We start from the raw sequence: 26,649 nt of genomic DNA on the forward strand, positions 1-26,649 counted from the left end.
TTTTATCTTGACGTCAAGACATTTCGATTTATCTTGAGGTCAAGATAAATTTCGAGACTGATGCCATGAATCGCAATTTCGACCTGTTGCTCACCGCCATCGCGCCGGCGATCTGGGGCAGCACCTATTTGGTAACGACGCAGCTTCTGCCGGTCGGTTATCCACTGACTGTCGCCATGCTGCGGGCGCTGCCGGCCGGCTTGTTGCTGCTCCTGATCGTGCGGCGGCTGCCGCATGGGGTCTGGTGGCTGAAGTCGCTGGTTCTTGGGGCGCTGAATTTCTCCATCTTCTGGTGGCTGCTGTTCATTTCGGCTTATCGGCTGCCCGGTGGCGTGGCCGCGACGGTCGGTGCCGTCCAGCCGCTGATCGTCATCGTGCTGGCGCGGTTGCTGCTGGGCTCGCCGATCCGTAGTCTTTCGATTGTTGCCGCGATTGCCGGCATCGGCGGTGTCGGGCTGCTGATCCTGACGCCGAATGCGACGCTCGATCCGATCGGCATTGTTGCGGGCATCGGCGGTGCTTTCTCCATGGCAGCCGGCACCGTCCTCAGCCGCCGCTGGCGGCCTGATGTCTCGCCGCTGACCTTCACGGCATGGCAATTGACGGCAGGCGGTGTGCTTTTGCTGCCAGTGGCGCTGCTGCTTGAGCCGCCGCTGCCGCATCTGACCGGAGCCAACATTCTCGGCTTCGCCTATCTCGGGCTGATCGGCGCAGCACTCACCTATATTCTCTGGTTTCAGGGTCTGTCGCGGCTGGAGCCCTCTATGGTCTCGCCGCTCGGCTTCCTCAGCCCGACGACGGCGGTCATCCTGGGGTGGGCCGTGCTCGGCCAGCAGCTGAGCCCGATGCAGATCTTTGGCATCGTCACCGTGCTCGCCAGCGTCTGGCTCAGCCAGCGAGCGCAGCTGGGTCCGGCCGCTCAACCCTCTTCCCCCTCGGGGAGAAGGTGGCCCGCCCTTCGATAAACTCATGAGGTCGGATGAGGGGATTTCACCGGCAGAATTCATGAATTTCAGTGCGCTTGGCGGGGCACCCCTCATCCGCTTGGCGGCACCTTCTCCCCGAGGGGAGAAGAAGTGCGCGGCACCGACCTCACCTCATATGCGGCTGCTCTGCCTACAAACGAAAAGGGCGGCCCTTGCAGCCGCCCTTCGTCATTCATGCCTTCAGGCCGATCACTTCCACTCGCGGATATCGACGAAGTGGCCTGCGATTGCGGCAGCTGCGGCCATGGCCGGCGAGACCAGATGGGTGCGGCCCTTGAAGCCCTGGCGGCCTTCGAAGTTGCGGTTCGAGGTCGAGGCGCAGCGCTCGCCCGGCTTCAGGCGGTCGTCGTTCATGGCGAGGCACATGGAACAGCCAGGCTCGCGCCAGTCGAAGCCGGCAGCCTTGAAGATCTTGTCGAGGCCTTCGGCCTCGGCCTGTTCCTTCACGAGGCCGGAGCCCGGCACGATCATGGCGTTGACCGTGGAAGCAACCGTCTTGCCTTCGACGACCTTGGCGACAGCGCGCAGGTCTTCGATGCGGCCATTGGTACAGGAGCCGATGAAGACGCGATCGATGTTGATCTCGGTCATCGGGGTGCCCGGCTTCAGGCCCATATAGTCGAGCGCACGCCACTTGGAGGCGCGCTTGGTCTCGTCCTGGATTTCGTCCGGGTTCGGAACGATACCCTGAACGGAGATGACGTCTTCCGGCGAGGAACCCCAGGAGACGATCGGCGGCAGGCTTGCGGCATCGAGCTTGACGATGCGGTCGTAATGCGCGCCTTCGTCGGACTTCAGCGTCTTCCAGTAGGCGATCGCCTGTTCCAGCGCTTCGCCCTTCGGCGCGCGCGGCTTGCCCTTGATATATTCGAAGGTGACCTCATCCGGAGCGATCAGGCCAGCGCGGGCGCCGCCTTCGATCGACATGTTGCAGATGGTCATGCGGCCTTCCATCGATAGCGAGCGAATGGCTTCGCCAGCATATTCGATGACGTAGCCGGTGCCGCCTGCGGTGCCGATTTCGCCTATGATGGCGAGGATAATGTCCTTGGCGGTGACGCCCGGCGGAAGCTGGCCGTCGACCTGCACCAGCATGTTCTTGGCCTTTTTCTGGATCAGCGTCTGCGTGGCAAGCACATGTTCGACTTCGGAGGTGCCGATACCATGGGCCAGGGAGCCGAAGGCGCCGTGGGTCGAGGTGTGGCTGTCACCGCAGACGATGGTCATGCCGGGCAGGGTGAAGCCCTGCTCAGGACCGATGATGTGAACGATGCCCTGACGCTTGTCGTTCTCGGAGTAGTATTCCACGCCGAATTCGGCGGCATTCTTGGCGAGCTGCTCGACCTGAATGCGGCTTTCCTCGTTCTTGATGCCGAGGTGGCGATCCGGCGAGGTCGGGACATTGTGGTCGACGACAGCCAGCGTCTTCTGCGGCGCGTGAACCTTGCGGCCGGACATGCGCAGACCTTCGAAAGCCTGCGGCGACGTCACCTCGTGAACGAGATGACGGTCGATATAGAGAAGACAGGTGCCGTCTTCTTGGGCGTCGACCAGATGGTCGTCCCAGATTTTATCGTACAGTGTGCGTGGAGCGCTCATGGCTACAAATCCATATTGGCATTATCGAAGATGGGGGTTGACGGATCAGGACCGCCGGCCTCGGGTGTGATCAGCGAAGTCGGCTGTTGAGCGCGCCCGAAATCATCGCAAAGAATCGTGCCGGCAGGCGCTTATGGTCCTGCAGCACGAAAGCCGTGACGTATCGTCCGTCTTTGCTCATGATCTTACTCATGGCCATGCTCATATCAATTTTCAAAACCTTCGGCAATGGCGACGACAGGCTGTATCGGAACGGCCGGGATCCGGCCGGACCAATCACACCTGTGCGCCTGGCGGTTGGCCCGCCGCCAAGCGAGGGAAAGCGGAGCGGTCGCTGCCTGAGCGGCGGCGCATCCAGGCTTCGAGTTGCCTGAGCAGCAGCGACAGGCCGATCGTCAGCAGCAGGTAGATGAAGGCGAGGATCGACAGCGTTTCGAAGTAGCGGAAATTGGCCGAGTAATAGAGCTTGGCGAGCTGGCTGATATCGGCGACGCCGAGCACGGACACGAGCGAACTGTCCTTCACCATGGCGATGAAATCATTCGACAGCGGCGGCAGGATGACGCGGATCGCCTGGGGGAAGACGACAAGCCGGAAGCGCTGGAAGCGGCTGAGGCCCAAGGCCTTTGCCGCTTCGATCTGGCCCTGGTCGACCGCCTGGATGCCAGCGCGGAAGATTTCGGCGATGAAGGACGAATAGCCGATCGTCAGCGCGATGATCGTGCGCCAGACGAAAGGCACATCGCGGGTGACGAGGGGTGTCGCCCAGCCTGCGGAGGCCAATGGAGACGTGATGAAGTTATAGACGGCGACAAAGGCCGGTGTGCCGACGAAGGCGACATAGGAGAGCAGCACCAGCATCGGGATGCCGCGCACGATCTCGATATAAAAGCGCGCGACCTGTCGCAGCACGAGGAAATCGGAAAGACCGAGCAGCGCCAGCGCCAGGCCGAGCAGCATGGCTAGCGTAAAGGCCACCAGCGTCACGAAGACCGTGACGCCGATGCCATTCAGCAGAAGAGAGAAAATCTGGGCATAGAGGCCGTTCGCCGCAATTACGAATGAGGCGGCGATGCCGAGGATAGCGAGGGCGACCAGCCACCAGGGAAAGTCTTCCTTGCCGCGGTGCCCGCCCGGACCTGCCAAAGGTGCCATCAGAGCGGGCTTCCAATATATCGGTCTTCAGAGTTCATTGGCCCATCTTGTAGTCGAGGAACCACTTCTTGTTCAGCGAGTCGAGCGTGCCGTCGGCCTTGAGGCTGGCAATGGCGGCATTGACCGGGGCGACAAGATCGGAACCCTTCTGGAAGATGAAGCCGAAATCCTCTGTGCCGAGCGGGCCGCCGACCAGCTTCAGGCCGCCATTGGAAGCGTCGACGTAGCCTTTGCCGGCCGTGCCGTCGGTCAGCACCATGTCGACGTCCCCGGTCTTCAGCGCCTGCACGGTGGCGCCGAAGGTTTCGAAGGTCTTGATGCGTGGGTTTTGCTCGTTGCCGTCAAGGACTTCATAGACGGCGGTGTAGAAGGGCGTCGTGCCCGGCTGCGCGCCGATCAGGGCCTCCTTGACGGCGGCGAAGCTCTTGGCGTCGGCAAAGCGTTTCTCGTCGCCGCGCACGAGCATGAACTGCTGCGAGCGCATATAGGGGTCGGAGAAATCGACCTTCTGCTTGCGGTCTTCCTTGATGGTGATGCCGGTCATGCCGATGTTGTACTGGCCTTCGGAAACGGCCTGGATCATCGCGTCCCAGCTGGTGTTCTGGTACTCGACCTTGAAGTTCAGACGCTTGGCGATCTCGTTCATCGCGTCATATTCCCAGCCGATCGCCTTGTTCGTTTTTGGGTCGATAAACTGCAGCGGCGGATAGGCATTCTCGGTGACGACGACGACCGTCTTGCCATTCAGGTTCGGAAGGTCGGCCGCAAAGGCGGCGAAAGGTGCAAGCACGAGGGCGCTGAGGCCCAGAAGGAACGAACGACGGAATGCCATGGAAATCTCCCCGATTAGCGTGGCGGGAAAGTGTCATATTTGGAAAGCGGATGGCAAGGTTATAGCCATCGTAGCGATCATAAAAAAGGAAAAGCAGCTCTAAAACATACGGCTGCCTAAGAAATTTCCGTTTGCCGCGTCGCATTGCGACAGGCAGTAAAAAAGGCGGCCCGAAGACCGCCTTCAATTGTCACAATCCGTCGGGATCGAAACTTATTCCGCTGCCGGCTCGGCTGCTGCGGCTGCAGCAGCTTCTGCTGCTGCCTTTGCTTCTGCAGCTTCTGCTGCTGCCTTTTCAGCTGCGAGTGCCTGAGCGGCTGCAACCTTCTCGGCTTCGATACGTGCCTTCTCGTCGGCCAGAGCCTGGCGCTCGGCATCGTTGAGCTTGCGGGCGCGGGTGCCGGTGTTTTCGACGATACGGGCAGCCTTACCGCGCAGGTCGCGCAGGTAGTAGAGCTTGGCGCGACGGACCTTACCGCGGCGAACGACTTCGACGCTTTCGATCATCGGCGAGTAAACCGGGAATACGCGCTCGACGCCTTCGCCGTAGGAGATCTTGCGAACGGTGAAGTTTTCCTGCAGGCCGCCGCCGGAGCGAGCGATGCAAACGCCTTCATAGGCCTGAACGCGGGTACGGTTGCCTTCCGTGACCTTTACGTTGACGCGAACGGTGTCGCCAGCGGAAAATTCGGGAAGGGTGCGCTTGGCTTCGATCTTGGCAGCCTGTTCGGCTTCCAATTGCTGAATGATGTTCATGTTATCAACCTCGTTGTTGCTTCAACAGCCAGAGCGCTCATCATTCTATCTTTGGTCGGACCCGGAGATCACGCCTCGGATGTATGCCCGTTCAGGCAGGAGCGAATACGTCTGCTCTTCTTTGCTGGTTGATGGGAAATTTCCCATGCCGGCCGCGCACATATCCTATTGTCACGCCTTTGTCACCCCTTGCGGCTGAATTAAGTGGCGATTGGTGCCAGTTTTGCGGCGCTTGAACCAATGTCGCTCATCTAGCCGGTGTTGCCGCTACTTCTTCCGCAATTCGTCCAGCAAATCCGGCCGGCGCGCTCGCGTCAGCTCTTCGGCCTTCTCCCTCTGCCATTTGGCGATCGCCGCGTGATTGCCCGAGGTGAGGATGGCGGGAATCTCGCGGCCTTCCCAGATCTGCGGTCGCGTATAATGCGGATGTTCCAGCAGGCCGCCTTCGAAGCTTTCATGAAGGCCGGAGAGGTCGTTGCCCATGACGCCGGGCAGGATGCGAACGATAGCGTCGAGGAGGATGAGGGCAGCCGGCTCGCCGCCCGAAAGGATATAGTCGCCGATCGAGACTTCCTCGAGGCCACGGCCGTCGATGACGCGCTGGTCGACGCCTTCGAAGCGGCCGCAGACGATGATGACGCCGTCGCCGCTTGCAAGCTCGCGCACGCGCTTCTGCGTCAGCGGCTTGCCGCGCGGGCTCATCAGCAGGCGCGGGCGGCTGTCGTTTTCGCTGGCATGATCGATGGCGCGGGCAAGCACATCCGGTTTCAGCACCATGCCGGCGCCGCCGCCGGCCGGCGTGTCGTCGACGGTGCGGTGCTTGTCGGTGGCGAAATCACGGATCTGCACGGTGTCCAGCGACCATTGCCCGCGTTCCATCGCCTTGCCGGCAAGCGACGTGCCGAGATGGCCGGGAAACATCTCGGGATAAAGCGTCAGTATGGTCGCCCGAAAACTCATGGCGCGATCACTTCCTAATGAGGGCACTTCCCAATGAGGGTTACTTCTTCGTCTTGTCCTGCGGCTTTTCCGGCTTGCCGATGAGGTCATCGGGGCTGTCGATCAAGCCGGCGGCGAGCGGATCGATCAGGATCTTGCCTGCTTCGAGGTCGATTTCGAGCACGGCGGCTTCGGAAAAGGGGATCAGCACCGGGCGCTTGCCCGGCCCCTTCAGCTCCAATAGGTCGCCGGCGCCGAAATCATAGATGCCGCTGACGGTGCCGTAGCCGACGCCTTGGTCATCGACGGCTTCCAGCCCTTCGAGATCGGTGTAGAAGAATTCGTCGTCGTCGAGCTCGTCATCCGGCAGGTTGTCGCGCTCGATATAGAGTTCCAGCCCGTTCAGCGCCTCGGCGGCATTACGGTCGTTGATGCCGCGAAAGCGCACGATGACGACATTCTTGGCCTCGCGGATTTCCAGAACTTCGAAGCTGCGGCCATCCATGCTGTGCAGGTGGCCGTAATCGCCAAGTGCGGTCGGATCGGATGTATAGGCGCGGGCACGCACTTCGCCTCGCAAGCCCTGTGCAGCGCCGATGGTGGCCATCAATACCGGATTTTGCAGTTTCGTCATGGTCTCTTCGTCGATTGCCGGGATTATGCAGCAGATCCAAAATGCTACAGCGACCTTTGTCCACCCCATGTGACACGCGGCGCTGTCGTTGGTTCTCTCATAGGCTGAACATTTGCCGATGGGAAACAAAAAACGGGTGGCATGTCGCCATGCCACCCGTTTTCAATCAATGCGAGGTCCGATTACTCGGAAGCGGCAGCGGCGTCAGCAGCCTTCTGTGCCTTTTCGGCAGCGCGCTCCTGAGCCTTCTTGCCCGGCTTTGCCTTTTCCGGGTTGTTCTTGGCTTCGCGCTTTGCGATGCCGGCTTCGTTGAGGAAGCGCAGAACGCGGTCGGTCGGCTGTGCGCCGTGGTCGAGCCAATGCTTGATGCGTTCGACCTTCAGTTCAACGCGCTTGGCGTCGTCCTTGGCAAGCATCGGGTTCCAGGAGCCGAGGGTCTCCAGGAAACGGCCGTCGCGCGGCGAGCGAGCGTCGGCTACGACAACGTGGTAGTACGGGCGCTTCTTGGAGCCACCGCGGGCGAGACGAATTTTCAGTGCCATGTCAATTCTCCTTAGGCTTTTCTTGACCGCTTCGTTGTGCGGTATGGTTACGTCGCGCTGCTTTTCTCGTACCGCGTGATCCCGGTTCAAAACGCCCTGCGTCCTTCGGGATCATGCGGCCAGGGGTTACCCTTTGAAATCCGCAGCGATCTGTTCATGATGCCGGATGACTTCCTTGATGACGAAGTTCAGGAACTTCTCGGCGAAATCCGGGTCCAGATTGGCGTCCTTTGCCAGGCGGCGCAGGCGCTCGATCTGAAATTCTTCGCGCGCCGGGTCGGCCGGCGGCAGGTCGTACTTGGCCTTCAGCACGCCCACTTCCTTCGTGCAGCGGAAGCGCTCGGCCAGCATGTGCACCAGTGCGGCATCGATATTGTCGATCGACTGGCGGTATTTGCCCAGTTGGGCCTTTACGTCTGGATCAATCATGGGGGTCAAAGATCCTTCTCACTTCTTCTTCGGCAAACCGGGGAGGCCCGGGAAACCACCGCCAAGGCCCGGCAGTTTGGCGCCGCCGAGACCCGGCAAACCGCCACCGCCGCCCAGACCCGGCAAGCCACCCGGCAGGCCGCCGGGACGGCCGAGGCCGGCCGCTTCGGCTTGCTTCTGCAAGGCTTCGAGCTGCTTGGGATCCATGTTCGACAGGTCGGGCATCCCACCCATACCGCCACCGAGACCCATTTTGCCGGCAAGGCCGCCCATCAGCTGCTTCATCATGCCGCCTTTGCCCTTGCCGCCCATCATCTTCATCATATCCGCCATCTGGCGGTGCATCTTCAGAAGCTTGTTGATGTCGGAGGCGTCGGTGCCGGAGCCTGCGGCGATACGCTTCTTGCGGGAATGCTTGAGGAGATCCGGATTGGCGCGCTCGGCCTTGGTCATCGAGGAGATGATAGCGAGCTGGCGTTTGAACAGGCGGTCATCGAGGCCGGCGGCTGCCATTTTGTCCTTCATGCCGGACATGCCGGGCATCAGGCCCATAATGCCGCCCATGCCGCCCATCTTCTGCATCTGGCCGAGCTGGTCGGCGAGATCGTTGAGGTCGAACTTGCCCTTGGCCATCTTGGCAGCCATGGCGGCCGCCTTCTCGGCGTCGATATTCTCGGCAGCCTTCTCGACGAGCGAGACGATGTCGCCCATGCCGAGGATGCGGTCAGCGATACGGCGGGGATGGAATTCCTCCAGCTCGCCCATCTTTTCGCCGACGCCGATCAGCTTGATCGGCTTGCCGGTGACTGCGCGCATCGAAAGGGCCGCACCGCCGCGGCCATCGCCGTCCATGCGGGTCAGCACGAGGCCGGTGATCCCGACGCGCTCGTCGAAATTGCGGGCGAGGTTGACGGCGTCCTGACCGGTCAAGCTATCGGCGACCAGCAGGATTTCGTGCGGATTGGACTTCTTCTTGATATCCGCCATCTCGACCATGAGCGGCTCGTCGATATGCGTACGGCCGGCGGTGTCGAGGATGACGATGTCATGGCCGCCGAGCTTGGCGGCCTGGACTGCGCGTGCGGCAATATCGGTCGGCGATTGGCCTGATATGATCGGCAGCGTGTCGACGCCGGTCTGGACGCCGAGCTGACGCAGCTGCTCCTGGGCTGCCGGACGGCGCGTGTCGAGGGAGGCCATCAGGACCTTCTTGCGGTCGCGGCTCGTCAGGCGGCTGGCGATCTTGGCCGTGGTGGTCGTCTTACCGGAGCCCTGCAGACCCACCATCATGACGACGACCGGAGCCGGCGCATTGAGGTCGATGCCGACGCCTTCGCCGCCAAGCATCTCGATCAGCTCGTCATGGACGATCTTGACGACCATCTGGCCCGGCTTGATCGACTTTAGGATCTCGGCGCCGACGGCCTTTTCGCGAACGCGATCGGTAAAGGAGCGCACGACATCCAGCGCCACGTCGGCTTCGAGCAGCGCGCGGCGAACCTCGCGAAGCGCAGCGGAAACATCGGCTTCCGAAAGCGCGCCGCGGCCTGTCAGTCCATTCAGAATGGAACCAAGACGGTCCTGGAGGTTTTCAAACATCGGTTCTTCCTTATCGATCGCTTGGGATTTGGACTTGGCGCAAGTTTGCGCCGTTCCTCGCCCGAAAACGTCGTGCTTTTCCATGACGAAAACAAGACGCAAAGCCAAAAAGCACCCGAGGGCGCATCGCGCTGTCGGGTGTTGACCTCCGGGATCTCTTTATACCTTTATGGGTCCCGGTCGGTGGCTCGGAGGCTTGTGCTCGTCGCAGATTGCGGGCGATAAACAGGAAAAGGCCGCCAAAGTCAACCCAATGCGGCCGAAATGCCTGAAATGCGCGGATGACAGCGTTATCTCAACCTCGATTTGACCATACCATCCTCTTCCAATCGTTACATCGATCCCCGTCATCAAGTGATTCCCCGAGACAGCTCCGAATGAATGATGCAGCCCTGACCAATCTTCTCGCCGCCTGCCGCGCTTACGCCGGCGGTCGTGTCGACGCACAATTCAACGCGGCGGCCCAGGCCTTCTACGCGAGTGCCATTGCCCAGCCGAAGATCATGGCGCGGGCGGCGCGCGAGCTTAGCCGCCTGCCGCCGCCGGGGGCCGCGATCCTTGCGAATATGCTCGGCACCATCGTCGAAAAGGGCGGGTCGGTGGAGCGCAGCGGTGCTGCGGTGTGGGAGCTCTACATGGCGTGGTTGCCGCAAATCCATCGCGGCTTTGCCGGCCGCAAGGAGCTGAGCCCGAGGCAAAGGCAGCTGCTCGACGCTTTCCAGCTGCTTGGCCAATCGGCGGTATCGCATCTTGCTGCCATGCCGCGGGAACGCGAGCGCGCCGCCGGCGACAAGGCGCTGATGGCGCAGCTTGCCCAGCTGCAGGATTATACGCCGGGTGCGGCCTGGGTCCGCCAGATGCTCCTGAGCCGCAGCGACGCGCTGCTGGTGCTGCATCTGCCGAGCCGTCAGGGTTTTCGCCTGCGCTATCAGAATATCGTCAATTGCTTCCATCTGTTCACGCTGATCCAGGCGGCATTCGGCGAGACGCTTCCCGGCGGCCGCGTGCCCAACAGGTTCATAATCGACATGGCGCGCTGCGTGACCGTGGCGGAAGATGGCAATGACGAGCCCTGGTGGCGCTACGAGACGGTGCAGCCGGATGAGCAAGGGCTTGTCGAGATTTCCGGAGAAGCATCCGTCGAGACGATTGCCCGCATCGATGACCGGCAGGTCATCCTGCTTTCATCGCCGGTCAAGGGCGCTGCATTGTGGGATACGAGCTTTTTCACGCCGCAGCTTTTCGTCATGCCGGCGAATGTCGTGCTGGAGGAGACGCTGACGGCGCGTGAGGTCGAAGAGTGGCTCGCCAGGTTCGGCTTACCAGCCGGGAAGGCGACAAGCGCACAGGCGGTGGACAAGCCATGACGAGCTCATCCGACTCAGCCAAGAAGAATCCCTATTACCAGGGGCCGGTTTCCGATCATTTCGACGGCGTGCGCTTCTTCAATCCCGGTGGCGTCGCGCCGGGCGGTGCATTCGACCTTTTGCGCTGGCAGTTCGGCGGTGGCCGGGTGCGGTGGCCCAACCCGGTCATCAGCGCCTTTCCTCCGGCTAGGCCGGACCGGCACGTGTTCGGCGAGCAGATGCGGGTGACCATGGTCGGGCATGCCTCGATGCTGATGCAGATTGCCGGGCTGAACATTCTGACGGATCCGGTCTGGTCGGAGCGGGTCAGCCCTTTCCGATCTTTCGGACCGAAGCGTGTGGTGCCGCCCGGCATCCGCTTCGAGGATCTGCCGCATATCGACGTCGTGCTCGTCACGCATAATCACTATGACCACCTCGATGTTGCAACGCTTGCCCGCCTGCAGCAGGCGCATCGGCCAAAGATCGTCACGCCGCTCGGCAACGACATGATCATCCGCCGTGCCGTTCCCGATGCCGACATCACGGTGGTCGACTGGGGCGATCGCATCGCCCTCAAGGCCGGCGTGACGATCGATGCCGAGCCCTGCCATCACTGGTCGGCGCGCGGCATGGGCGACCGGCGCATGGCACTCTGGGCCGCTTTCGTGCTGAGCACACCAGCGGGCAAGATCTACCATGTCGGCGACACCGGCTTTCACGATGGCATCAATTATGAGGCTGCCCGGCAAAAACATGGCGGTTTCCGCCTCGCGATCCTGCCTTTTGGCGCTTACGAGCCGCGCTGGTTCATGAAGGGTCAGCACCAGAATCCGGAAGAGGCGGTGAAGGGCATGAAGCTCTGCAACGCGGCCTATGTCGCCGGGCATCACTTCGCGACCTTCCAGCTGACGGACGAAGGGATCGATGAGCCCGTTCAGGCGCTGGATGCGGCCTTGAAAGCTGAGAGTGTGGAGGCGGATCGCTTTCGTCCGCTCAGGGCGGGGGAAGTTTTCGATGTGCCTGTCGTCTGAGGGCGCCAAATATCCCTTCTCCCCGAGGGGAGAAGGGTTGCGTCCTGCGTTGGAAGCCTTACTGCTTGATCTCGGGCTCAACCAGTTTCGCGAGATTGATCAGCGATTCCTGCCAACCGAGATAGCAGGCTTCCGGCGGGATGACATCGGGAATGCCGGCTTGAGTGATGTTGACCTCGGTTCCGACGAGAACCTTCTTCAGGGTCACCGTCACTTCCATTTCGCCGGGCAGGTTCGGATCGTCGAATCTGTCAATGTAGCGCACAAGTTCGCCCGGGATAAGCTCGAGAAAATCGCCGCCGAAGGAGTGCTTCTCGCTGGTCGTGAAGTTGCGGAACGACATCTTGAACGTGCCGCCGACTTTTCCTTCGAAGTGACGCACGCTGCAGGCAAAACCGTTCGGCGGCAACCATTTGGCCAGCGCATCCGCTTCGATGAATGCGCGATAGACCTTTTCCGGGCTGGTGGCCAGGACGCGGTGCAGGCGTATGGTATTCGGCATGGTCATAATCCCTATGGTTTGACGGAGTGGACGAGCCTAGGACGTGGCAGCTTTTGGTAATCCGACATCGATGAATGATCTTTTCTCAAAATAATGCGGGTCAAGACTTCTCGGTGGGATTTTTGCTGTGGTCAAAGGACGGCCGCCCGCCCCTCGTGGTTCGAGACGGCCCTGCAGGCCTCCTAACCGTGAGGGCTGATCTTTTGCGTCGATCATACATTTCCGGGATCTAGGCACTGCAGCACAAATCATGGCCGCAGCGACGATGCTAACTCCGCCTCATCCTGGGGTGTGGAGCTCGAAGAGTGAAGCCTCGAAGGATCGGGGCGGCCCGGGAGAGCTCGCCCAATCCTGAATAATGCCGTTCTTCATGTCCCACTGGTAATTCCCCCGCATTTCCGCCATATACAGCTCGAAACACGGACGGACTTGGCATCATGAGCAATACGGTCGAATTCGCGAGGATGAACGGGCTTGGCAACAAGATCCTGGTTATCGACATGCGCGGCCGCAAGGATGTGGTGACGCCCGCTGCGGCGATTGCGCTCAATGCCGATCCGGCCACCCAGTTCGATCAGATCATGGCGATCCACGATCCGAAGCTGCAGGGCACCGATGCCTGGATCGATATCCTGAACTGCGACGGAACGAAGGCGCAGGCCTGCGGCAACGGCACGCGCTGCGTCGTGCAGGCGCTGGCGGCCGAAACTGGCAAAAAGGTGTTCACCTTCCAGACGGTCGCCGGCATCCTGAATGCCAGTGAGCATGAGGACGGCACGATCTCGGTCGATATGGGCACGCCCGTCTTTGCCTGGGACCAGATCCCGCTTGCCGAGGAATTTGCTGATACCAGCCGCATCGAGCTGCAGATCGGGCCGATCGACAATCCCGTACTGCATTCGCCTTCCGTGATGTCGATGGGTAATCCGCATGCGATCTTCTGGGTCGATAGGGATCCGATGTCCTTCGATCTCGATCGTTTCGGCCCGCTGCTCGAAAACCACCCGATGTTTCCCGAGCGCGCCAATATCACGCTGGCGCAGGTGCTGTCGCCGACCTCGCTGCGCACACGCACCTGGGAGCGCGGCGCCGGCCTGACGCTTGCATGCGGTTCGGCCGCCTGTGCCTCCGCCGTCAGCGCCGCGCGCACCGGCCGCACCGGCCGCAAGGTGATGATCGAAGTTGCCTCCGCGCCGGCGCCTGGCAAGCTCACCATTGAATGGCTCGAGAGCAACGACCATGTCGTCATGACCGGGCCTGCCGAATGGGAATGGTCCGGCACCGTCGATCCTGTCACTGGCAGCTTCTCGCGCGATCCGGAGCAAGAGGCTCAGGCGCGGTGAGCGGGGTCGAGGTCATTACCTTCGGCTGTCGTCTCAACACCTATGAATCCGAAGTGATGAGGGCCGAGGCAGAGAAAGCCGGGCTCAACAACGCCATTCTGGTCAATACCTGTGCCGTGACGGGCGAGGCCGTGCGCCAGGCGCGGCAGGCAATCCGCCGCGCGCGCCGTGGCAATCCGCATGCCCGTATCATCGTCACAGGCTGCGCCGCGCAGACCGAGAAGCAGACCTTTGCCGAGATGGCGGAAGTCGATGCCGTGCTCGGCAACGAGGAGAAGCTGAAAAGCGCCTCCTACCGCTCCCTGCCGGATTTTGGCGTTTCGGCCGAAGAAAAGCTGCGCGTCAACGATATCATGAGCGTGCGGGCGACCGCGCCGCAGATGATCCGTCATATCGATGGTCACGTGCGCGCCTTCATCCAGGTGCAGAACGGCTGCGATCACCGCTGCACCTTCTGCATCATTCCCTATGGCCGCGGCAATTCGCGTTCGGTGCCGATGGGTGCTGTGGTCGATCAGGCGCGCAATCTCGTCGAAAGCGGCTATCGCGAAATCGTGCTGACCGGCGTCGATGCAACAAGCTATGGCGCCGACCTGCCGGGTACGCCGACGCTCGGCCTGCTTGCCAAGACGCTGCTGAAGCAGATCCCGGAGATCCGCCGGCTGCGGCTCTCCTCGATCGACAGTATCGAGGCAGACCGGCACCTGATGGATCTCATCGCCGACGAGCCGCGATTCATGCCGCATCTGCATCTCTCGTTGCAGCATGGTGACGACATGATCCTCAAGCGCATGAAGCGGCGGCACTCGCGCGCCGATGCCGTGCGTTTCATCGAGGATGTGCGCCGCCTGCGCCCGGAGACGAGCTTCGGCGCCGATATGATCGCCGGCTTCCCGACTGAGACGGAAGAGATGTTCGCCAATGCTGTCGGCTTGGCGCAAGAGGCCGGCATCGCGCATCTGCACGTCTTCCCCTACAGCCCGCGCCCCGGCACGCCGGCCGCCCGCATGCCGCAGCTCGATCGCGGGCTGATCAAGGAACGTGCCGCCCGCCTGCGCGAGGCCGGACAAAGATTGCACCGGACCCATCTCGACAGCATGGTCGGCACGCGGCAATGGCTGCTTGTGGAGAATGGCGGACTGGCGCATACGGAAAACTTCACGCTTGTCGCCGCCCCCGGCCTTCGCCCGCGCGACCTTGTGCAGGTCGCAATCACCGGCCACAATGGCAAGCACCTCGACATGCAACTTCTGGCCGCCGACGCGGCCTAATGCTTCAACGGACACTTCATGGCGCTCGGTTTCATCAAAAAAGTCTTCACCTTCGGCCGCGAAAAGCCGGCTGAGGAGCAGGCGCCTGCTGTGGATGTTTCGCCGGCTTCCGAGTCTGTCGAGCCGCCGTCGCCCCCCTCTGTCCCTTCGGGACATCTCCCCCACGAGGGGGGAGATCGGTTGGAGAGTGGAGCGCCGACCGAGCAAGAGCCGCAGGCTGAAGAGCCTGCAGATGCGGCCGGCGCGAAAGAGATTGAGGCCGTTGAGGCTGCTCATTCTCTCGAATCCGAGCTGCAAGAACAGCCCGAAGACCGTAAGGCCATCGAATCGGAGCAACCTGCCGATCCTGAAGTCCACGTAGTTTCGGAAGAGCACCCCATCGAACCGATCTCCCCCCTTGTGGGGGAGATGTCCGACAGGACAGAGGGGGCTGACGAAGGTACGGCAAGCTCGGAATCTTCGTCGGAAGACGCCGAATCCTCATCCGAAATTAGCGCCCCCCCAGTCGAAGCCCCCATCCTTCCCAAGGGCTTTTCGGCCGCCGCCTCTGCTCCCGCACCGGCTCCCGAGGCCCCCAAGCAGAAACTCTCCTGGTTCCAGCGCCTACGCGCCGGGCTTGCGCGGACCTCGTCGCAGCTGACCGGTCAGATCGCGGCGCTCTTTACCAAGCGCAAGCTCGACGATCAGACGCTGCAGGATCTGGAGGATCTGCTGATCCAGGCCGATCTCGGCGTCGAGACGGCGATGCGCGTCACCGATACGCTGGCGTCCGAGCGCTATGGCAAGGATGTGACCGGCGAAGATGTCGGCCGCATCATGGCGCAGGAAATCGCCAAGGTGCTGAAGCCTGTGGCAAAGCCGCTGCAGCTCGATCTCAGCCATAAGCCGCATGTGATCCTCGTCGTCGGCGTCAACGGCACCGGCAAGACGACGACGATCGGCAAGCTGGCCGCAAAACTCTCCGGTGCGGGGCTGAAGGTCACGCTGGCTGCCGGCGATACGTTCCGCGCGGCTGCCATCGAGCAATTGAAGATCTGGGCCGAGCGTACGAAATCGGACTTCATAGGGACGAAGCTCGGCGCCGATGCTGCCGGTCTTGCCTTCGATGCCTTCCAGCAGGCCAAGGCCAACAAGAGCGACGTGCTGATCATCGATACGGCCGGCCGTCTGCAGAACAAGGCGGAGCTGATGGCGGAGCTCGAAAAGATCGTGCGCGTCCTCGGCAAGCTCGATCCGGACGCGCCGCATACCGTGCTGCAGACGCTCGATGCCACCACCGGCCAGAACGCCTTGAACCAGGTGGAAATCTTCCGCAATGTTGCCGGCGTCAACGGGCTCATCATGACCAAGCTCGACGGCACGGCGCGCGGCGGCATCCTTGTCGCCATCTCGGCCAAGCATAAGCTGCCGGTCTATTTCATCGGCGTCGGCGAAGGTGTAGAGGATCTCGAGCCGTTCGAAGCCGAGGATTTTGCTCATGCCATCGCCGGTACGGGGGCTGTAAACAGCCAATGAATGACAAGAACAAGTTTGATGATAGGGAAAGTGCCGCAATGACGACCAGCGACAGCGATCTCACCCCAAGTGCCGCCGACAGGCATCATCCGATGCTGAAGCTGGTGCTGGAACTCGGGCCTTTGCTGGTGTTCTTCTTCGGCAATTTGCGCGGCGAATGGCTGGCGCAGCATTTTCCGCAACTGGCAGCGCTCGGCGGCCCGCTCTTCGTCGCCACCGGCCTGTTCATGGCGGCAACGGTGATCTCGCTCATCGTTTCGAAGGTCATGCTCGGCCATTTGCCGCTAATGCCCTTCGTCTCCGGCATTGTGGTGCTGATTTTCGGTGCGCTCGGCATCTATCTTCAGAACGAAACCTTCATCAAGATGAAGCCGACCATCGTCAATGCGCTGTTCGGCATCGTGCTGCTCGGCGGCCTTGCTTTCGGCAAGTCGCTGCTCGGCTATGTCTTCAATGCCGCCTTTCAGCTGGATGCCGAGGGCTGGCGCAAGCTGACGCTGCGCTGGGGTATCTTCTTCTTCGTTCTCGCCGTGCTCAACGAAGTCGTCTGGCGCGGCTCGAACTGGCTTTATCTTCCGGACACCAAGGCCGCGGATAATCTCTGGGTGAACTTCAAGGTCTGGGGAACGATGCCGATCACCATCCTCTTCACGCTGTCGCAGATGCCGCTGATCATGAAGCACACGGTCGAGCCGCCGGTGGAAAACGGTAAATGAGCCAAGCCATCGACGCCCAAAGCCGCTATCGGCAACAGAGCTTCTGGTTCATCGCCTGCGCCGTCGTTCTGCTGGTGCAGATCGTGACCGAATACATGATGGGCCGTGTGCCGATCTGCACTTGCGGCTATGTGAAGCTCTTCGAGCCGGTGGTGAAATCCAGTGGCAATTCGCAGCACATCGCCGACTGGTACACGCCGTCGCACATCATCCACGGTTTTCTCTTTTTCGGTCTCACGCATCTGATCATGCGCGGCAAGCCGCTGTCGATGCGGCTCTTCGTTGCCATGTTGATCGAATCAGGCTGGGAGATCCTGGAAAATTCCCCTATCATCATCAACCGCTACCGCGCCACGACGATCTCGCTCGATTATGTCGGCGACAGCATCCTCAATTCCTCGATGGATGCGGTGTTCATGGTGGTCGGATTCCTGTTTGCCTGGCGCGCGCCGGTGCTGGTGACGGTTGTCATCGCCATCTTCTTCGAGCTGCTTACCGGTTATCTGATCCGCGACAATCTTACGCTCAACGTGCTGATGCTGGTCTGGCCGGTCGAGGCGATCAAGACTTGGCAGGGCGGGATTTAGTCTTTTAACCCTCGCCCCTGCGGGGAGATGGAGGCACGATAGCGCCGGGTGAGGAGGCGCTACCGGGAGAGTGCTGACTTTCGCTCGTCGCTCAAGACCTTTTTGCTTCGTGCCCCAGCCCCCTCATCCGCCCTTCGGGCACCTTCTTCCCAAGGAGAAAAGGGAATTAAGACGCCGGCTTCCCCTGCGCCTTCGCTATGGCCGGATAGAGCCCTTCCTTCAGGCTGGTCGGCGTGAACGGGCCGACCTGCTTGTAGAGGATCGTGCCGTCGGGCGAGACGAGGTAGGATTCCGGAATGCCGTAGACGCCCCAGTCGATGGCGGCAGAGCCGTTCGGGTCGATGCCGATGGCGTTGTAGGGATTGCCGAGTTCGCCGAGGAAGCGAAGTGCGTTCTCGCTCGTGTCCTTGTAATTGATGGCCACGATATTGAGCTGACCGCTCTTGGCAAGCTCCTTCAGCACTGGATGCTCGTCGCGACAGGGAATGCACCAGGAGGCAAAGACATTGACGAGCGTAAGCTTGCCCTTGATGGCGTCATCGGTCAGCGCCCGCAGGTTGGAGCCTTCGAGAGGTGGGAGCGCGAGCTTCGGCGCCTTCGTACCGATCAGCGCCGAAGGAATGGCCGATATGTCGGTGCCGTGCACTTCCTGATCATACATGACCTTGCCGACGGCAAAAGCGATGCAGGCAAAGACGATCAGCGGGATCAGCGCCAGCAGATAGCGTGCGGTGCCGCTCGATTTCGGCTGATCCTTGTTATCGGCATCCGTGGTCATTTCGTCTCGCTTTCCGGCGCGCGCTGTGAGCGGCGGCGGATGCCGGAGGCTTCCAATGCGGCGAGCTCACGACGTCGAAGGCGTCCGTCGATCCATGTACAGGCGATGACGGCGAGGATCATGACGGCAGCAAAGCCGTAGGAGCCGTAGACGTAGAAGGGATGCGTCATGCTAGTCCTCCCGGCTTGCCATGCGTGCGGCGATGCGGCGCTGCGCGGCGATGCGGCGGCGCCAAATCTCGTTGCGAATCGCCATCAGGTGCAGCGTGAAGAACAGCAGCGTGAAGGCGAGCGCCATGGTGAAGAGCGGCCAGAGGAACTCCGCGTCGATGGCCGGGCCATCCATCCGCATGATGCTTTCCGACTGATGCAGCGTGTTCCACCAGTCCACGGAGAACTTGATAATCGGGATATTGATGAAGCCGACCAGCGTCAGGATCGAGGCGACACGGGCAGCTTTTGATGGGTCGTCCATGGCGCGGTTCAGCGCGATCAGGCCGAGATACATGAGGAACAGGATGAAGACCGAGGTCAGCCGCGCATCCCAGACCCAATAGGTGCCCCACATCGGCTTGCCCCAGAGCGAGCCGGTGACCAGCGCGATCAGCGTGAAGGCGGCGCCGAGCGGGGCTGCCGTCTTACCGGCGACATCGGCGAGCGGGTGGCGCCAGACAAGTGTGCCGATCGCCGACATGCTCATGATCGTGTAGCACATCATCGACAGCCAGGCGGCCGGAACGTGAATATACATGATGCGGACGGTATCGCCCTGCTGGTAATCGCCCTCGGTCGTAAAGGACAGATAGAGGCCGATCGCGAAGAGCATCGCCGAGATGGCCGCGAGCCAGGGAATGAGACGCGCCGAGAAAGCCAGGAACCGCGTGGGGTTGGCAAGGTCGGAAAATCGGCTGATCGCAGTGATATCGCTCATGCGGCTTGTTTAACCCGATATGGCTTTTCCGGCAATCGACCGCATTGTCCCGGATGGACGAAACAGTATCTTATTGCGATCAATCAGTCGTGTTCCGTAGGGCAAGAGCAGCAGCGGCCGGGCCGAGGACGGCGAAGAACAAGGTGAGCGCGATCAGGATCAGGAAGGGCGGTAGGAACGGCTGCGGCCCTTCGACTGTGGCATAGGTGGCGCTGACGCCGAAGATCAGCACGGGGATCGTGAGCGGTAGCACCAGAATGGAGACAAGCAGCCCGCCGCGCGGCAGCGCCACGGCAACGGCAGCACCAACCGCGCCGATGAAGGTGATCGCCGGCGAGCCGACGAGCAGGGTCAGGGCCGTCGCGCCGATCGCCGTCTCGTTCATATTCATAAAGAGGCCGAGCAGCGGCGAGGCGATGACGAGGGGCAAGCCTGTCGCGACCCAATGCGCCACGCATTTAATGAAGACCGTCAATACCAGTGGCGTTTCCTGCATGACAAGCAGATCGAGCGAGCCGTCATCGCGTTCTGCCTGGAACAGCCGATCGAGGCCAAGCAGGCTTGCGAGCAGCGCGCCGATCCAGACGATGGCCGGGCCGATGCGCGAGAGGAGCTTCAGGTCGGGGCCGACGCCGAAGGGAATGACGGCGACGACGGTGAGGAAGAACAGGATGCCGATCAACGCTCCGCCGCCGGCGCGCACCGAAAGTCTGAGGTCACGGAGGAAGAGGGCGGTCATCGGGCGGCACCAATCTCCCTCTCCCCTCGGGGAGAAGGTGGCCCGACGGGTCGGATGAGGGGGCTTTTACCCAGGAAAGAACCGTCACTTTGTATATACGTCAGATGATCGTCGCTCCGCTCCTCACCCCCCTCTGTCGCTGTCGCGACATCTCCCCCACAAGGGGGGAGATTGGTAACTTGTGGCGCGCGCATCGCCTGATCCAACATCGAATCTGTAGAAGCAGAAGCGGAGTCCGCCGGCTTTGTAGGCGGATGCGGCAAACTCCCAACGATCTCCCCCCTCGTGGGGGAGATGTCACGAAGTGACAGAGGGGGGTGACGAAGGTGCGGCATAAGAGGAAATATCTGCATCATCCCCACACCCCCTCACTCACCCCGGCAAATCCCGTCATTCGCATCTCCTGCACATTCTCCAACCCCAGGGGCTGATGCGTGGCCGCAAGAACGATGCCGCCACTCTTCTGATGCGCGATGATTAGCTCCGCAAACAGCCGGTCTGCCGAGCTGTCCAGCGCCGCGGTCGGCTCGTCGAGAATCCAGATGGGGCGGTGGGCGACCAGAAGTTTGGCGAAAGCGATTCGCCGCTGCTGGCCGGCGGAGAGATAGCCGAAAGGCAAATGGGTGATACCGGCAAGGCCGACGGCGTCGGCGGCTTCATCGGCAGCCAGGCCGGAGCCGCCCGGCACATCGCCGAGGAAGGTTTTCCAGAAGGTCAGATTTTCCGCGACGGTCAGCTCGGATTTCATCGCGTTGCGGTGGCCGAGATAGTGGCTGGTTTCGCCCGGTGGCCGGCTCGATTCGCCATCACTTCCGGTGAAGGTGACACGACCTTTTTCCGGCTTCAGAAGGCCTGCCACGACACGCAGAAGCGTTGTCTTTCCCGATCCATTGCGCCCGGTCAGAACGAGGGCGTCACCACCCTCCAAGTCAAAGGAAACATTCGAGAAAATCAGGTCTTCGCCCCGCCTTGCCGCCAGATTTTCAGCGCATAGATGCATTCGCTCAGACTTTCCCCGTTGTCGTTGCCGCAGCGCGCAAAAAATTGTCCAAATTTGCGCTTTGCCACTCTGGCAAGTCTTTACGAAATTATCTATAAGACCTGCAACCACGCCAGCGGTCGGCGTGAATTTCATCCTTGCGCCGAACATAAGGTTTTCTGCCTTACGTGCGGACAGCGGAAATGGCCGCACCCGCATCCTGATGTGCATAAAGTGCATAGGCGTTCGCACGACTGTGTTGGCTATCAGAAACGGGGTATCTCGTGTCTAAATCTCTTGACAGTTTCAATTGTCGTTCCACGCTGACCGTGGGCGGGAAAGACTATGTGTATTTCAGCCTTCCCAAGGCTGAAGCCAATGGTCTGCCCGGCGTTTCCAAGCTGCCTTACTCCATGAAGGTACTGCTGGAAAACCTGCTGCGTTTTGAAGACGGGCAGTCGGTCACCAAGGAGCATATCCTTGCCGTCGCCGAATGGCTGACCAACAAGGGCACCGTCGAGAACGAAATCGCCTATCGCCCGGCGCGCGTGCTGATGCAGGACTTCACCGGCGTTCCGGCCGTCGTCGACCTTGCTGCCATGCGCGACGCGATGGTCTCCCTCGGTGGCGATCCGGAAAAGATCAATCCGCTCGTTCCCGTCGATCTCGTCATCGACCACTCGGTCATCGTCGACGAATTCGGCACACCGCAGGCTTTCGCCAAGAACGTCGAGCTGGAATACCAGCGCAACGGCGAGCGCTACCGCTTCCTGAAGTGGGGCCAGCAGGCATTCAAGAACTTCCGCGTCGTTCCTCCCGGCACCGGCATCTGTCACCAGGTGAACCTCGAATATCTCGGCCAGACCGTCTGGACGAAGGAAGAGGATGGCGAAACGATCGCTTATCCCGACACCTGCGTCGGCACCGATTCGCACACGACCATGATCAACGGCCTCGGCGTTCTCGGCTGGGGTGTCGGCGGTATCGAAGCTGAAGCCGCCATGCTCGGCCAGCCGGTCTCCATGCTGCTGCCTGAAGTCATCGGCTTCAAGCTGACCGGCAAGCTCAAGGAAGGCGTTACCGCGACCGACCTCGTTCTGACCGTCGTGCAGATGCTGCGCAAGAAGGGCGTCGTTTCCAAGTTCGTCGAATTCTTCGGCCCCGGCCTCGACAACATGCCGCTCGCCGACCGCGCCACCATCGGCAACATGGGTCCGGAATATGGCGCGACCTGCGGCTTCTTCCCGGTCGACAAGGAAACGCTGAACTACCTCAACATGTCCGGCCGTGCCAAGGACCGTATCGCGCTCGTCGAAGCCTATTCCAAGGCTCAGGGCATGTGGCGCGATAATGATGGTTCCGATCTCGTCTTCACAGACACGCTGGAACTCGATCTCGGCGACGTCGTGCCGTCGATGGCCGGCCCGAAGCGTCCGGAAGGCCGCATCGCGCTGGAAAACATCGCTTCCGGCTTCGCAACCTCGCTCGAAACCGAATACAAGAAGCCCGGCCAGCTCTCCAACCGCTATGCGGTCGAAGGCACGGATTTCGATATCGGCCATGGCGACGTTGCCATCGCTGCCATCACCTCCTGCACCAACACCTCCAACCCGTCGGTGCTGATCGCAGCCGGCCTTCTCGCCCGCAACGCCGTTGCCAAGGGCCTGAAGAGCAAGCCGTGGGTCAAGACCTCGCTCGCACCGGGATCCCAGGTCGTCGGCGAATATCTCGCCAAGTCCGGCCTGCAGGCCGATCTCGACAAGCTCGGCTTCAACCTGGTCGGCTTCGGCTGCACCACCTGCATCGGTAATTCCGGCCCGCTGCCGGCGCCGATCTCCAAGACGATCAACGACAAGGGCCTGATCGTTGCCGGCGTTCTCTCCGGTAACCGCAACTTCGAAGGCCGCATCTCGCCAGACGTCCAGGCGAACTATCTTGCTTCGCCGCCGCTCGTCGTCGCCTACGCGCTCGCCGGCTCGGTGCAGCTCGACCTAACGAAGGAGCCGATCGGCGAAGACCAGAACGGCAAGCCGGTCTATCTGAAGGACATCTGGCCGACCTCGCACGAGGTTCAGGAGTTCATCCAGAAGTACGTCACCCGCGAGCTTTATGAAACCAAGTATGCCGACGTCTTCAAGGGCGACGCCAACTGGCAGGCCGTGCAGGTTCCTCCGGGCCAGACCTATGCGTGGGACGACAACTCGACCTATGTGCAGAACCCACCTTACTTCGTGGGCATGGGCAAGAAGGGCGCCGGCGTTTCCGACATCAAGGGCGCGCGCGTTCTCGGCCTCTTCGGCGACAAGATCACCACCGACCATATTTCTCCGGCCGGTTCGATCAAGGCTGCCTCGCCCGCCGGCTCGTATCTCCTCGGTCACGGCGTCGGCGTTGCCGACTTCAACCAGTACGGCACGCGCCGCGGCAACCATGAAGTCATGATGCGCGGCACCTTTGCCAACATCCGCATCCGCAATCACATGCTTGGCCCGAACGGCAAGGAAGGTGGCTACACCATCCATTATCCGTCCAAGGAAGAGACGTCGATCTACGATGCGGCCATGCAGTACAAGGCCGAGGGCGTCCCGCTCGTCATCTTCGCCGGTGTCGAATACGGCAACGGCTCGTCGCGCGACTGGGCTGCCAAGGGCACGAACCTGCTCGGCGTGCGCGCCGTGATCGCCCAGTCCTTCGAGCGCATCCACCGCTCGAACCTGGTGGGAATGGGCGTCATCCCCTTCGTCTTCGAGGAAGGCACTACCTGGGCAAGCCTCGGCCTGAAAGGCGACGAACTCGTGACGATCGAAGGCCTGGAAAACATCAAGCCACGCGAGCGTAAGATCGCCAAGATCACCTATGGCGACGGTTCCGTGAAGGATGTTCCCATCATCTGCCGTATCGATACGCTGGATGAGGTCGTCTACGTCAACAATGGCGGCATCCTGCAGACCGTTCTGCGCGATCTCGCCGCCTGATAGGCGTCTGAACTCCTCTTGCACGCCGCCGGGAAAAGTCTCCCGGCGGCGTCTTGTTTTTCACGGTGATGTGTACGGCAAGCCGTTGCCGGTCCTCTGCCTCACCCCATCGTGACTTTGCGTCATCGCGCTAAACCATTATCTCTTGTTTCAGATTTTTCGGGCTTGATGTGGGCTGGGCGGCCCCAAGGAGCGTGATTGGTCCGGGCGTGTGCACTCGTGAGTGGCGCCGGAATTTTGCGAAAGAGGTAAAAGGGAAATGCGCCTTCGATTTTCGGCTCCACTTCTGGCAGGCATCGTGCTCGCAAGTTCGCTGCATGCGCAGGAAGCCCCGAAGATCAAGGGCGTTGTCGAACTCTTCACCTCGCAGGGCTGCGCCTCCTGTCCTCCCGCCGACGCGGCGTTCCGCAAGCTGATCCGCCAGGGCAATGTCGTCGCGCTCGCCTATCATGTCGACTATTGGAACTATCTCGGCTGGAACGATACAATGGCGTCCAAGGACAATACGGCGCGCCAATATGCCTATGCCCGCTCGATGGGACGCAGCGGGGTCTATACGCCACAGGCGATCGTCAACGGCAGGGACCATATGAACGGCGCCGATCTCGACGCCATCAATGTCAAGCTCGACGATTTCCAGCGTGACGGCGAAGGACTGACGGTTCCGGTGAATGCCGCCACCAAGGGCGACGAACTCGAGATCAAGATCGGCGCCGGCGCCGGCAAGGCCAATGTTGTTGTCGTCTATTTCGACAAGGAACAGATGGTGGCGCCGAAAGGCGGCGAAAACACCGGCCAGCAGATTGCCTACATGCATGCCGTATCGGACGTCGAGACCGTGGGCATGTGGGATGGCAAGGCCATGAGCCTGGTATTGCCCTCCACCGTGCTTGAAAAGGCCGGCCGAAGGGGCCTTGCCGTCCTTCTGCAATCGTCGACGCCTTCGGGCGATCCGGCCGCCATTCTTGGAGCGACGGTTCTGACCATCGGCTCGGACGGCTGAGCGGCATTTCTGAATTTTGACTGGTGCCGAAAGGCTCCCTATTTTTGCGGGCGCCAAAAAGGGCCCTATTTTGGCTGTACCAAAAAGGGGAGGTGCCCGGCGGGGACGCATTCGGGGCTGGGGTTTAATCGATACGCCCCGGCCGGGCCGTTTGACGCGGCGGCGCCAAACGGCTGCCTATACTTCCTGTAAATTGGGCGTCGTTTTGTCTGAAATGCGGCGTTGCCGAGATGCTTTCGGGCACGGGAAAAAAATTGTGAGCCGTCAGCCGTCTTGCAATTTGGTGCGGCTGAGGCAAACTGTCATTCTCCTGTCATGAGATAACCCTTGGGGGATTGATGACTGATCAGCCGGATTTGCGACGCGGCGAACGCCCTTCCGCCGATACTAATTCCACCGTCGTCGATCTCAGAGAATACAAACAAAGCAAGGATCCGCTACCGGTGACCTTCCATCGCCGGGAGCTGGACGCGATTTTGTGGATCTACGGCCGCATGGTTGGCGAAGGTGAGTGGCGCGACTACGCCATCGACCATCTGAAGGACAAGGCGGTTTTCTCCGTCTTCAAGCGCTCCGGTGAGATGCCGCTCTTCCGCATCGAAAAGAATCCGAAGCTCGCCGCCAAGCAGGGCGCCTTTTCCGTCGTCAACACCAACGGCATGATCCTGAAGCGTGGCCACGAGGTGCAGCAGGTTCTGAAGGTGTTCGACAAGCAGCTGAAGCTGGTGGAGAAGTAGTTTCTCGTCATTGGCTACGCGCTTGTGGCGAGTGTGGCACCCCCTCTGTCACTTTGTGACAGAGGGGGTGCCAGAGGTTCGGCATAAAGGCAGCTCGACACTACTCCCCAAACAACGTCCCCGGATAAACCGACGGATCCGGATCGGTTTCCGCGCCGTCTCCGAGCGCTTTCTGCATCAGCATCGTATCCAACCATCGGCCATGCTTGTAGCCGGTGCCTTTCAAAAGGCCGGTTTCGGTGAAGCCTGCGGCGCGATGCACGGCGACGGAGGCGGGATGGACGCCGCCGATGACGGCGATCATCTGGCGGAAGCCGAGCGCCTCGCAGCGTTCGACGAGCGCGTCGAGCAGCAGCCTGCCGATGCCGCGACCGCGCGCCTCCGGCGCCAGATAGATCGAATCCTCCACCATCCAGCGATAGGCCGGCCGCGTGCGGAACGCCGAGGCGTAGGCATAGCCCAGGAACGCGCCGGTCTCGTCTTCGGCGACGAGATAGGGATAGCCCTTTTCACAGATTGCCTGGAAACGGTCTGCCATCTCGTCCTGGGTCGGCGGCGTGATCTCATAGCTCGCGGTGCCGTTGAGAACGGAGTCGCGATAGATTGCTGTGATATGGGGAAGGTCGTCTGCGGTAGCGTTGCGAAGGCTGACGGACATTGTTTTCATTGCCTGATCTGCGGTTTGCGAAGGCCGCTATCAAATAGCAGGGTTATCGGCCAGGC

Annotated in this window: 27 protein-coding genes; 11 read left to right on the plus strand and 16 right to left on the minus strand. The window is 61.2% G+C overall.

Annotated features, from left to right (window positions below):
* The first annotated feature begins 65 nt into the window (after positions 1 to 65).
* Positions 66 to 965, plus strand: coding sequence for an EamA family transporter (locus tag PH552_RS10040; RefSeq protein WP_112341429.1), 900 nt, complete (start codon positions 66 to 68; stop codon positions 963 to 965).
* A gap of 210 nt (positions 966 to 1,175) precedes the next feature.
* Here the strand turns inward: PH552_RS10040 and leuC are convergent, their stop codons facing one another.
* The 9 genes from leuC to ffh all read right to left on the minus strand — a co-directional run bounded on the left by leuC (position 1,176) and on the right by ffh (position 9,471).
* Positions 1,176 to 2,585, minus strand: a complete 1,410-nt coding sequence (gene leuC / locus PH552_RS10045; RefSeq protein ID WP_112341428.1) for a 3-isopropylmalate dehydratase large subunit — start codon at positions 2,583 to 2,585, stop codon at positions 1,176 to 1,178.
* 276 nt (positions 2,586 to 2,861) lie between these two features.
* Positions 2,862 to 3,740, minus strand: coding sequence for an amino acid ABC transporter permease (locus tag PH552_RS10050; RefSeq protein WP_112341427.1), 879 nt, complete (start codon positions 3,738 to 3,740; stop codon positions 2,862 to 2,864).
* A gap of 34 nt (positions 3,741 to 3,774) precedes the next feature.
* Positions 3,775 to 4,572 (minus strand): transporter substrate-binding domain-containing protein, encoded by a 798-nt coding sequence (locus tag PH552_RS10055; RefSeq protein ID WP_112341426.1) that lies wholly within the window; start codon positions 4,570 to 4,572, stop codon positions 3,775 to 3,777.
* A gap of 213 nt (positions 4,573 to 4,785) precedes the next feature.
* Entirely contained in the window at positions 4,786 to 5,328 is a 543-nt protein-coding gene (rplS, locus tag PH552_RS10060; protein WP_075853612.1) for a 50S ribosomal protein L19, read from the minus strand.
* Between the two features lie 267 nt (positions 5,329 to 5,595).
* Positions 5,596 to 6,288: a tRNA (guanosine(37)-N1)-methyltransferase TrmD gene (trmD, locus tag PH552_RS10065; protein ID WP_112341425.1), complete on the minus strand. Its 693-nt coding sequence runs from the start codon at positions 6,286 to 6,288 to the stop codon at positions 5,596 to 5,598.
* Positions 6,289 to 6,328: 40 nt separating this feature from the next.
* A complete protein-coding gene (gene rimM, locus PH552_RS10070) occupies positions 6,329 to 6,901 on the minus strand; it encodes a ribosome maturation factor RimM (RefSeq protein ID WP_112341721.1) in 573 nt (190 codons plus the stop codon).
* A gap of 182 nt (positions 6,902 to 7,083) precedes the next feature.
* Positions 7,084 to 7,443, minus strand: a complete 360-nt coding sequence (gene rpsP / locus PH552_RS10075) for a 30S ribosomal protein S16 (RefSeq protein ID WP_069614776.1) — start codon at positions 7,441 to 7,443, stop codon at positions 7,084 to 7,086.
* Between the two features lie 126 nt (positions 7,444 to 7,569).
* Positions 7,570 to 7,872 carry a chorismate mutase gene (locus PH552_RS10080; RefSeq protein ID WP_069614775.1) on the minus strand — a complete coding sequence of 101 codons (303 nt, stop codon included), beginning with the start codon at positions 7,870 to 7,872 and terminating at the stop codon, positions 7,570 to 7,572.
* Positions 7,873 to 7,890: 18 nt separating this feature from the next.
* Positions 7,891 to 9,471 (minus strand): signal recognition particle protein, encoded by a 1,581-nt coding sequence (gene ffh, locus PH552_RS10085; RefSeq protein WP_112341424.1) that lies wholly within the window; start codon positions 9,469 to 9,471, stop codon positions 7,891 to 7,893.
* Between the two features lie 377 nt (positions 9,472 to 9,848).
* On the opposite strand from ffh, the gene PH552_RS10090 reads away from it, so the two are divergent.
* Entirely contained in the window at positions 9,849 to 10,838 is a 990-nt protein-coding gene (locus PH552_RS10090; RefSeq protein ID WP_112341423.1) for a hypothetical protein, read from the plus strand.
* The gene (locus PH552_RS10095) at positions 10,835 to 11,851 is read left to right on the plus strand and encodes an MBL fold metallo-hydrolase (protein ID WP_112341422.1); all 1,017 of its coding nucleotides are present in this window, start codon (positions 10,835 to 10,837) and stop codon (positions 11,849 to 11,851) included. The genes PH552_RS10090 and PH552_RS10095 overlap by 4 nt, the downstream gene beginning before the upstream one ends.
* Before the next feature lie 58 nt (positions 11,852 to 11,909).
* Here the strand turns inward: PH552_RS10095 and PH552_RS10100 are convergent, their stop codons facing one another.
* Complete coding sequence (locus PH552_RS10100) at positions 11,910 to 12,353, minus strand: SRPBCC family protein (protein ID WP_285165911.1); 444 nt, start codon at positions 12,351 to 12,353, stop codon at positions 11,910 to 11,912.
* 437 nt (positions 12,354 to 12,790) lie between these two features.
* On the opposite strand from PH552_RS10100, the gene dapF reads away from it, so the two are divergent.
* Genes dapF through PH552_RS10125 form a run of 5 tightly spaced genes read left to right on the plus strand, consistent with a single transcriptional unit; the run spans position 12,791 to position 17,785 of the window.
* Positions 12,791 to 13,696 (plus strand): diaminopimelate epimerase, encoded by a 906-nt coding sequence (gene dapF / locus PH552_RS10105; protein WP_113249167.1) that lies wholly within the window; start codon positions 12,791 to 12,793, stop codon positions 13,694 to 13,696.
* Positions 13,693 to 14,967, plus strand: a complete 1,275-nt coding sequence (mtaB, locus tag PH552_RS10110) for a tRNA (N(6)-L-threonylcarbamoyladenosine(37)-C(2))-methylthiotransferase MtaB (protein ID WP_112341419.1) — start codon at positions 13,693 to 13,695, stop codon at positions 14,965 to 14,967. Before dapF ends, mtaB begins: the two co-directional genes overlap by 4 nt.
* Before the next feature lie 18 nt (positions 14,968 to 14,985).
* Entirely contained in the window at positions 14,986 to 16,482 is a 1,497-nt protein-coding gene (ftsY, locus tag PH552_RS10115) for a signal recognition particle-docking protein FtsY (RefSeq protein ID WP_112341418.1), read from the plus strand.
* Positions 16,479 to 17,198, plus strand: a complete 720-nt coding sequence (locus tag PH552_RS10120) for a septation protein A (protein ID WP_112341417.1) — start codon at positions 16,479 to 16,481, stop codon at positions 17,196 to 17,198. The genes ftsY and PH552_RS10120 overlap by 4 nt, the downstream gene beginning before the upstream one ends.
* The gene (locus PH552_RS10125) at positions 17,195 to 17,785 is read left to right on the plus strand and encodes a DUF2585 domain-containing protein (RefSeq protein ID WP_112341416.1); all 591 of its coding nucleotides are present in this window, start codon (positions 17,195 to 17,197) and stop codon (positions 17,783 to 17,785) included. The genes PH552_RS10120 and PH552_RS10125 overlap by 4 nt, the downstream gene beginning before the upstream one ends.
* Positions 17,786 to 17,951: 166 nt before the next feature.
* Here PH552_RS10125 and PH552_RS10130 read toward each other — a convergent pair whose 3' ends face one another.
* From PH552_RS10130 to ccmA, 5 genes are all read right to left on the minus strand, one after another.
* Positions 17,952 to 18,563 carry a DsbE family thiol:disulfide interchange protein gene (locus tag PH552_RS10130; RefSeq protein ID WP_112341415.1) on the minus strand — a complete coding sequence of 204 codons (612 nt, stop codon included), beginning with the start codon at positions 18,561 to 18,563 and terminating at the stop codon, positions 17,952 to 17,954.
* Positions 18,560 to 18,733 carry a heme exporter protein CcmD gene (gene ccmD / locus PH552_RS10135; protein ID WP_285165912.1) on the minus strand — a complete coding sequence of 58 codons (174 nt, stop codon included), beginning with the start codon at positions 18,731 to 18,733 and terminating at the stop codon, positions 18,560 to 18,562. Before ccmD ends, PH552_RS10130 begins: the two co-directional genes overlap by 4 nt.
* 1 nt (position 18,734) lies before the next feature.
* On the minus strand, positions 18,735 to 19,493 hold the full coding sequence (locus PH552_RS10140; RefSeq protein ID WP_112341413.1) for a heme ABC transporter permease: 759 nt from the start codon (positions 19,491 to 19,493) through the stop codon (positions 18,735 to 18,737).
* A gap of 79 nt (positions 19,494 to 19,572) precedes the next feature.
* Complete coding sequence (ccmB, locus tag PH552_RS10145; protein ID WP_113249165.1) at positions 19,573 to 20,232, minus strand: heme exporter protein CcmB; 660 nt, start codon at positions 20,230 to 20,232, stop codon at positions 19,573 to 19,575.
* A gap of 352 nt (positions 20,233 to 20,584) precedes the next feature.
* Entirely contained in the window at positions 20,585 to 21,232 is a 648-nt protein-coding gene (gene ccmA, locus PH552_RS10150) for a heme ABC exporter ATP-binding protein CcmA (RefSeq protein WP_112341411.1), read from the minus strand.
* A gap of 263 nt (positions 21,233 to 21,495) precedes the next feature.
* On the opposite strand from ccmA, the gene acnA reads away from it, so the two are divergent.
* From acnA to PH552_RS10165, 3 genes are all read left to right on the plus strand, one after another.
* Positions 21,496 to 24,186 (plus strand): aconitate hydratase AcnA, encoded by a 2,691-nt coding sequence (gene acnA / locus PH552_RS10155; RefSeq protein ID WP_112341410.1) that lies wholly within the window; start codon positions 21,496 to 21,498, stop codon positions 24,184 to 24,186.
* A gap of 259 nt (positions 24,187 to 24,445) precedes the next feature.
* Positions 24,446 to 25,189: a DUF1223 domain-containing protein gene (locus PH552_RS10160; RefSeq protein ID WP_112341409.1), complete on the plus strand. Its 744-nt coding sequence runs from the start codon at positions 24,446 to 24,448 to the stop codon at positions 25,187 to 25,189.
* A 338-nt stretch (positions 25,190 to 25,527) separates the two neighbouring features.
* On the plus strand, positions 25,528 to 25,926 hold the full coding sequence (locus PH552_RS10165; protein ID WP_112341408.1) for a DUF2794 domain-containing protein: 399 nt from the start codon (positions 25,528 to 25,530) through the stop codon (positions 25,924 to 25,926).
* Positions 25,927 to 26,026: 100 nt separating this feature from the next.
* On the opposite strand, the gene PH552_RS10170 is transcribed toward PH552_RS10165, so the two are convergent.
* Positions 26,027 to 26,584, minus strand: a complete 558-nt coding sequence (locus tag PH552_RS10170) for a GNAT family N-acetyltransferase (protein WP_112341407.1) — start codon at positions 26,582 to 26,584, stop codon at positions 26,027 to 26,029.
* Positions 26,585 to 26,649 lie beyond the last annotated feature (65 nt).

Source organism: Rhizobium aureum (assembly GCF_030182495.1).
Classification (GTDB): Bacteria; Pseudomonadota; Alphaproteobacteria; order Rhizobiales; family Rhizobiaceae; genus Rhizobium; species Rhizobium tropici_C.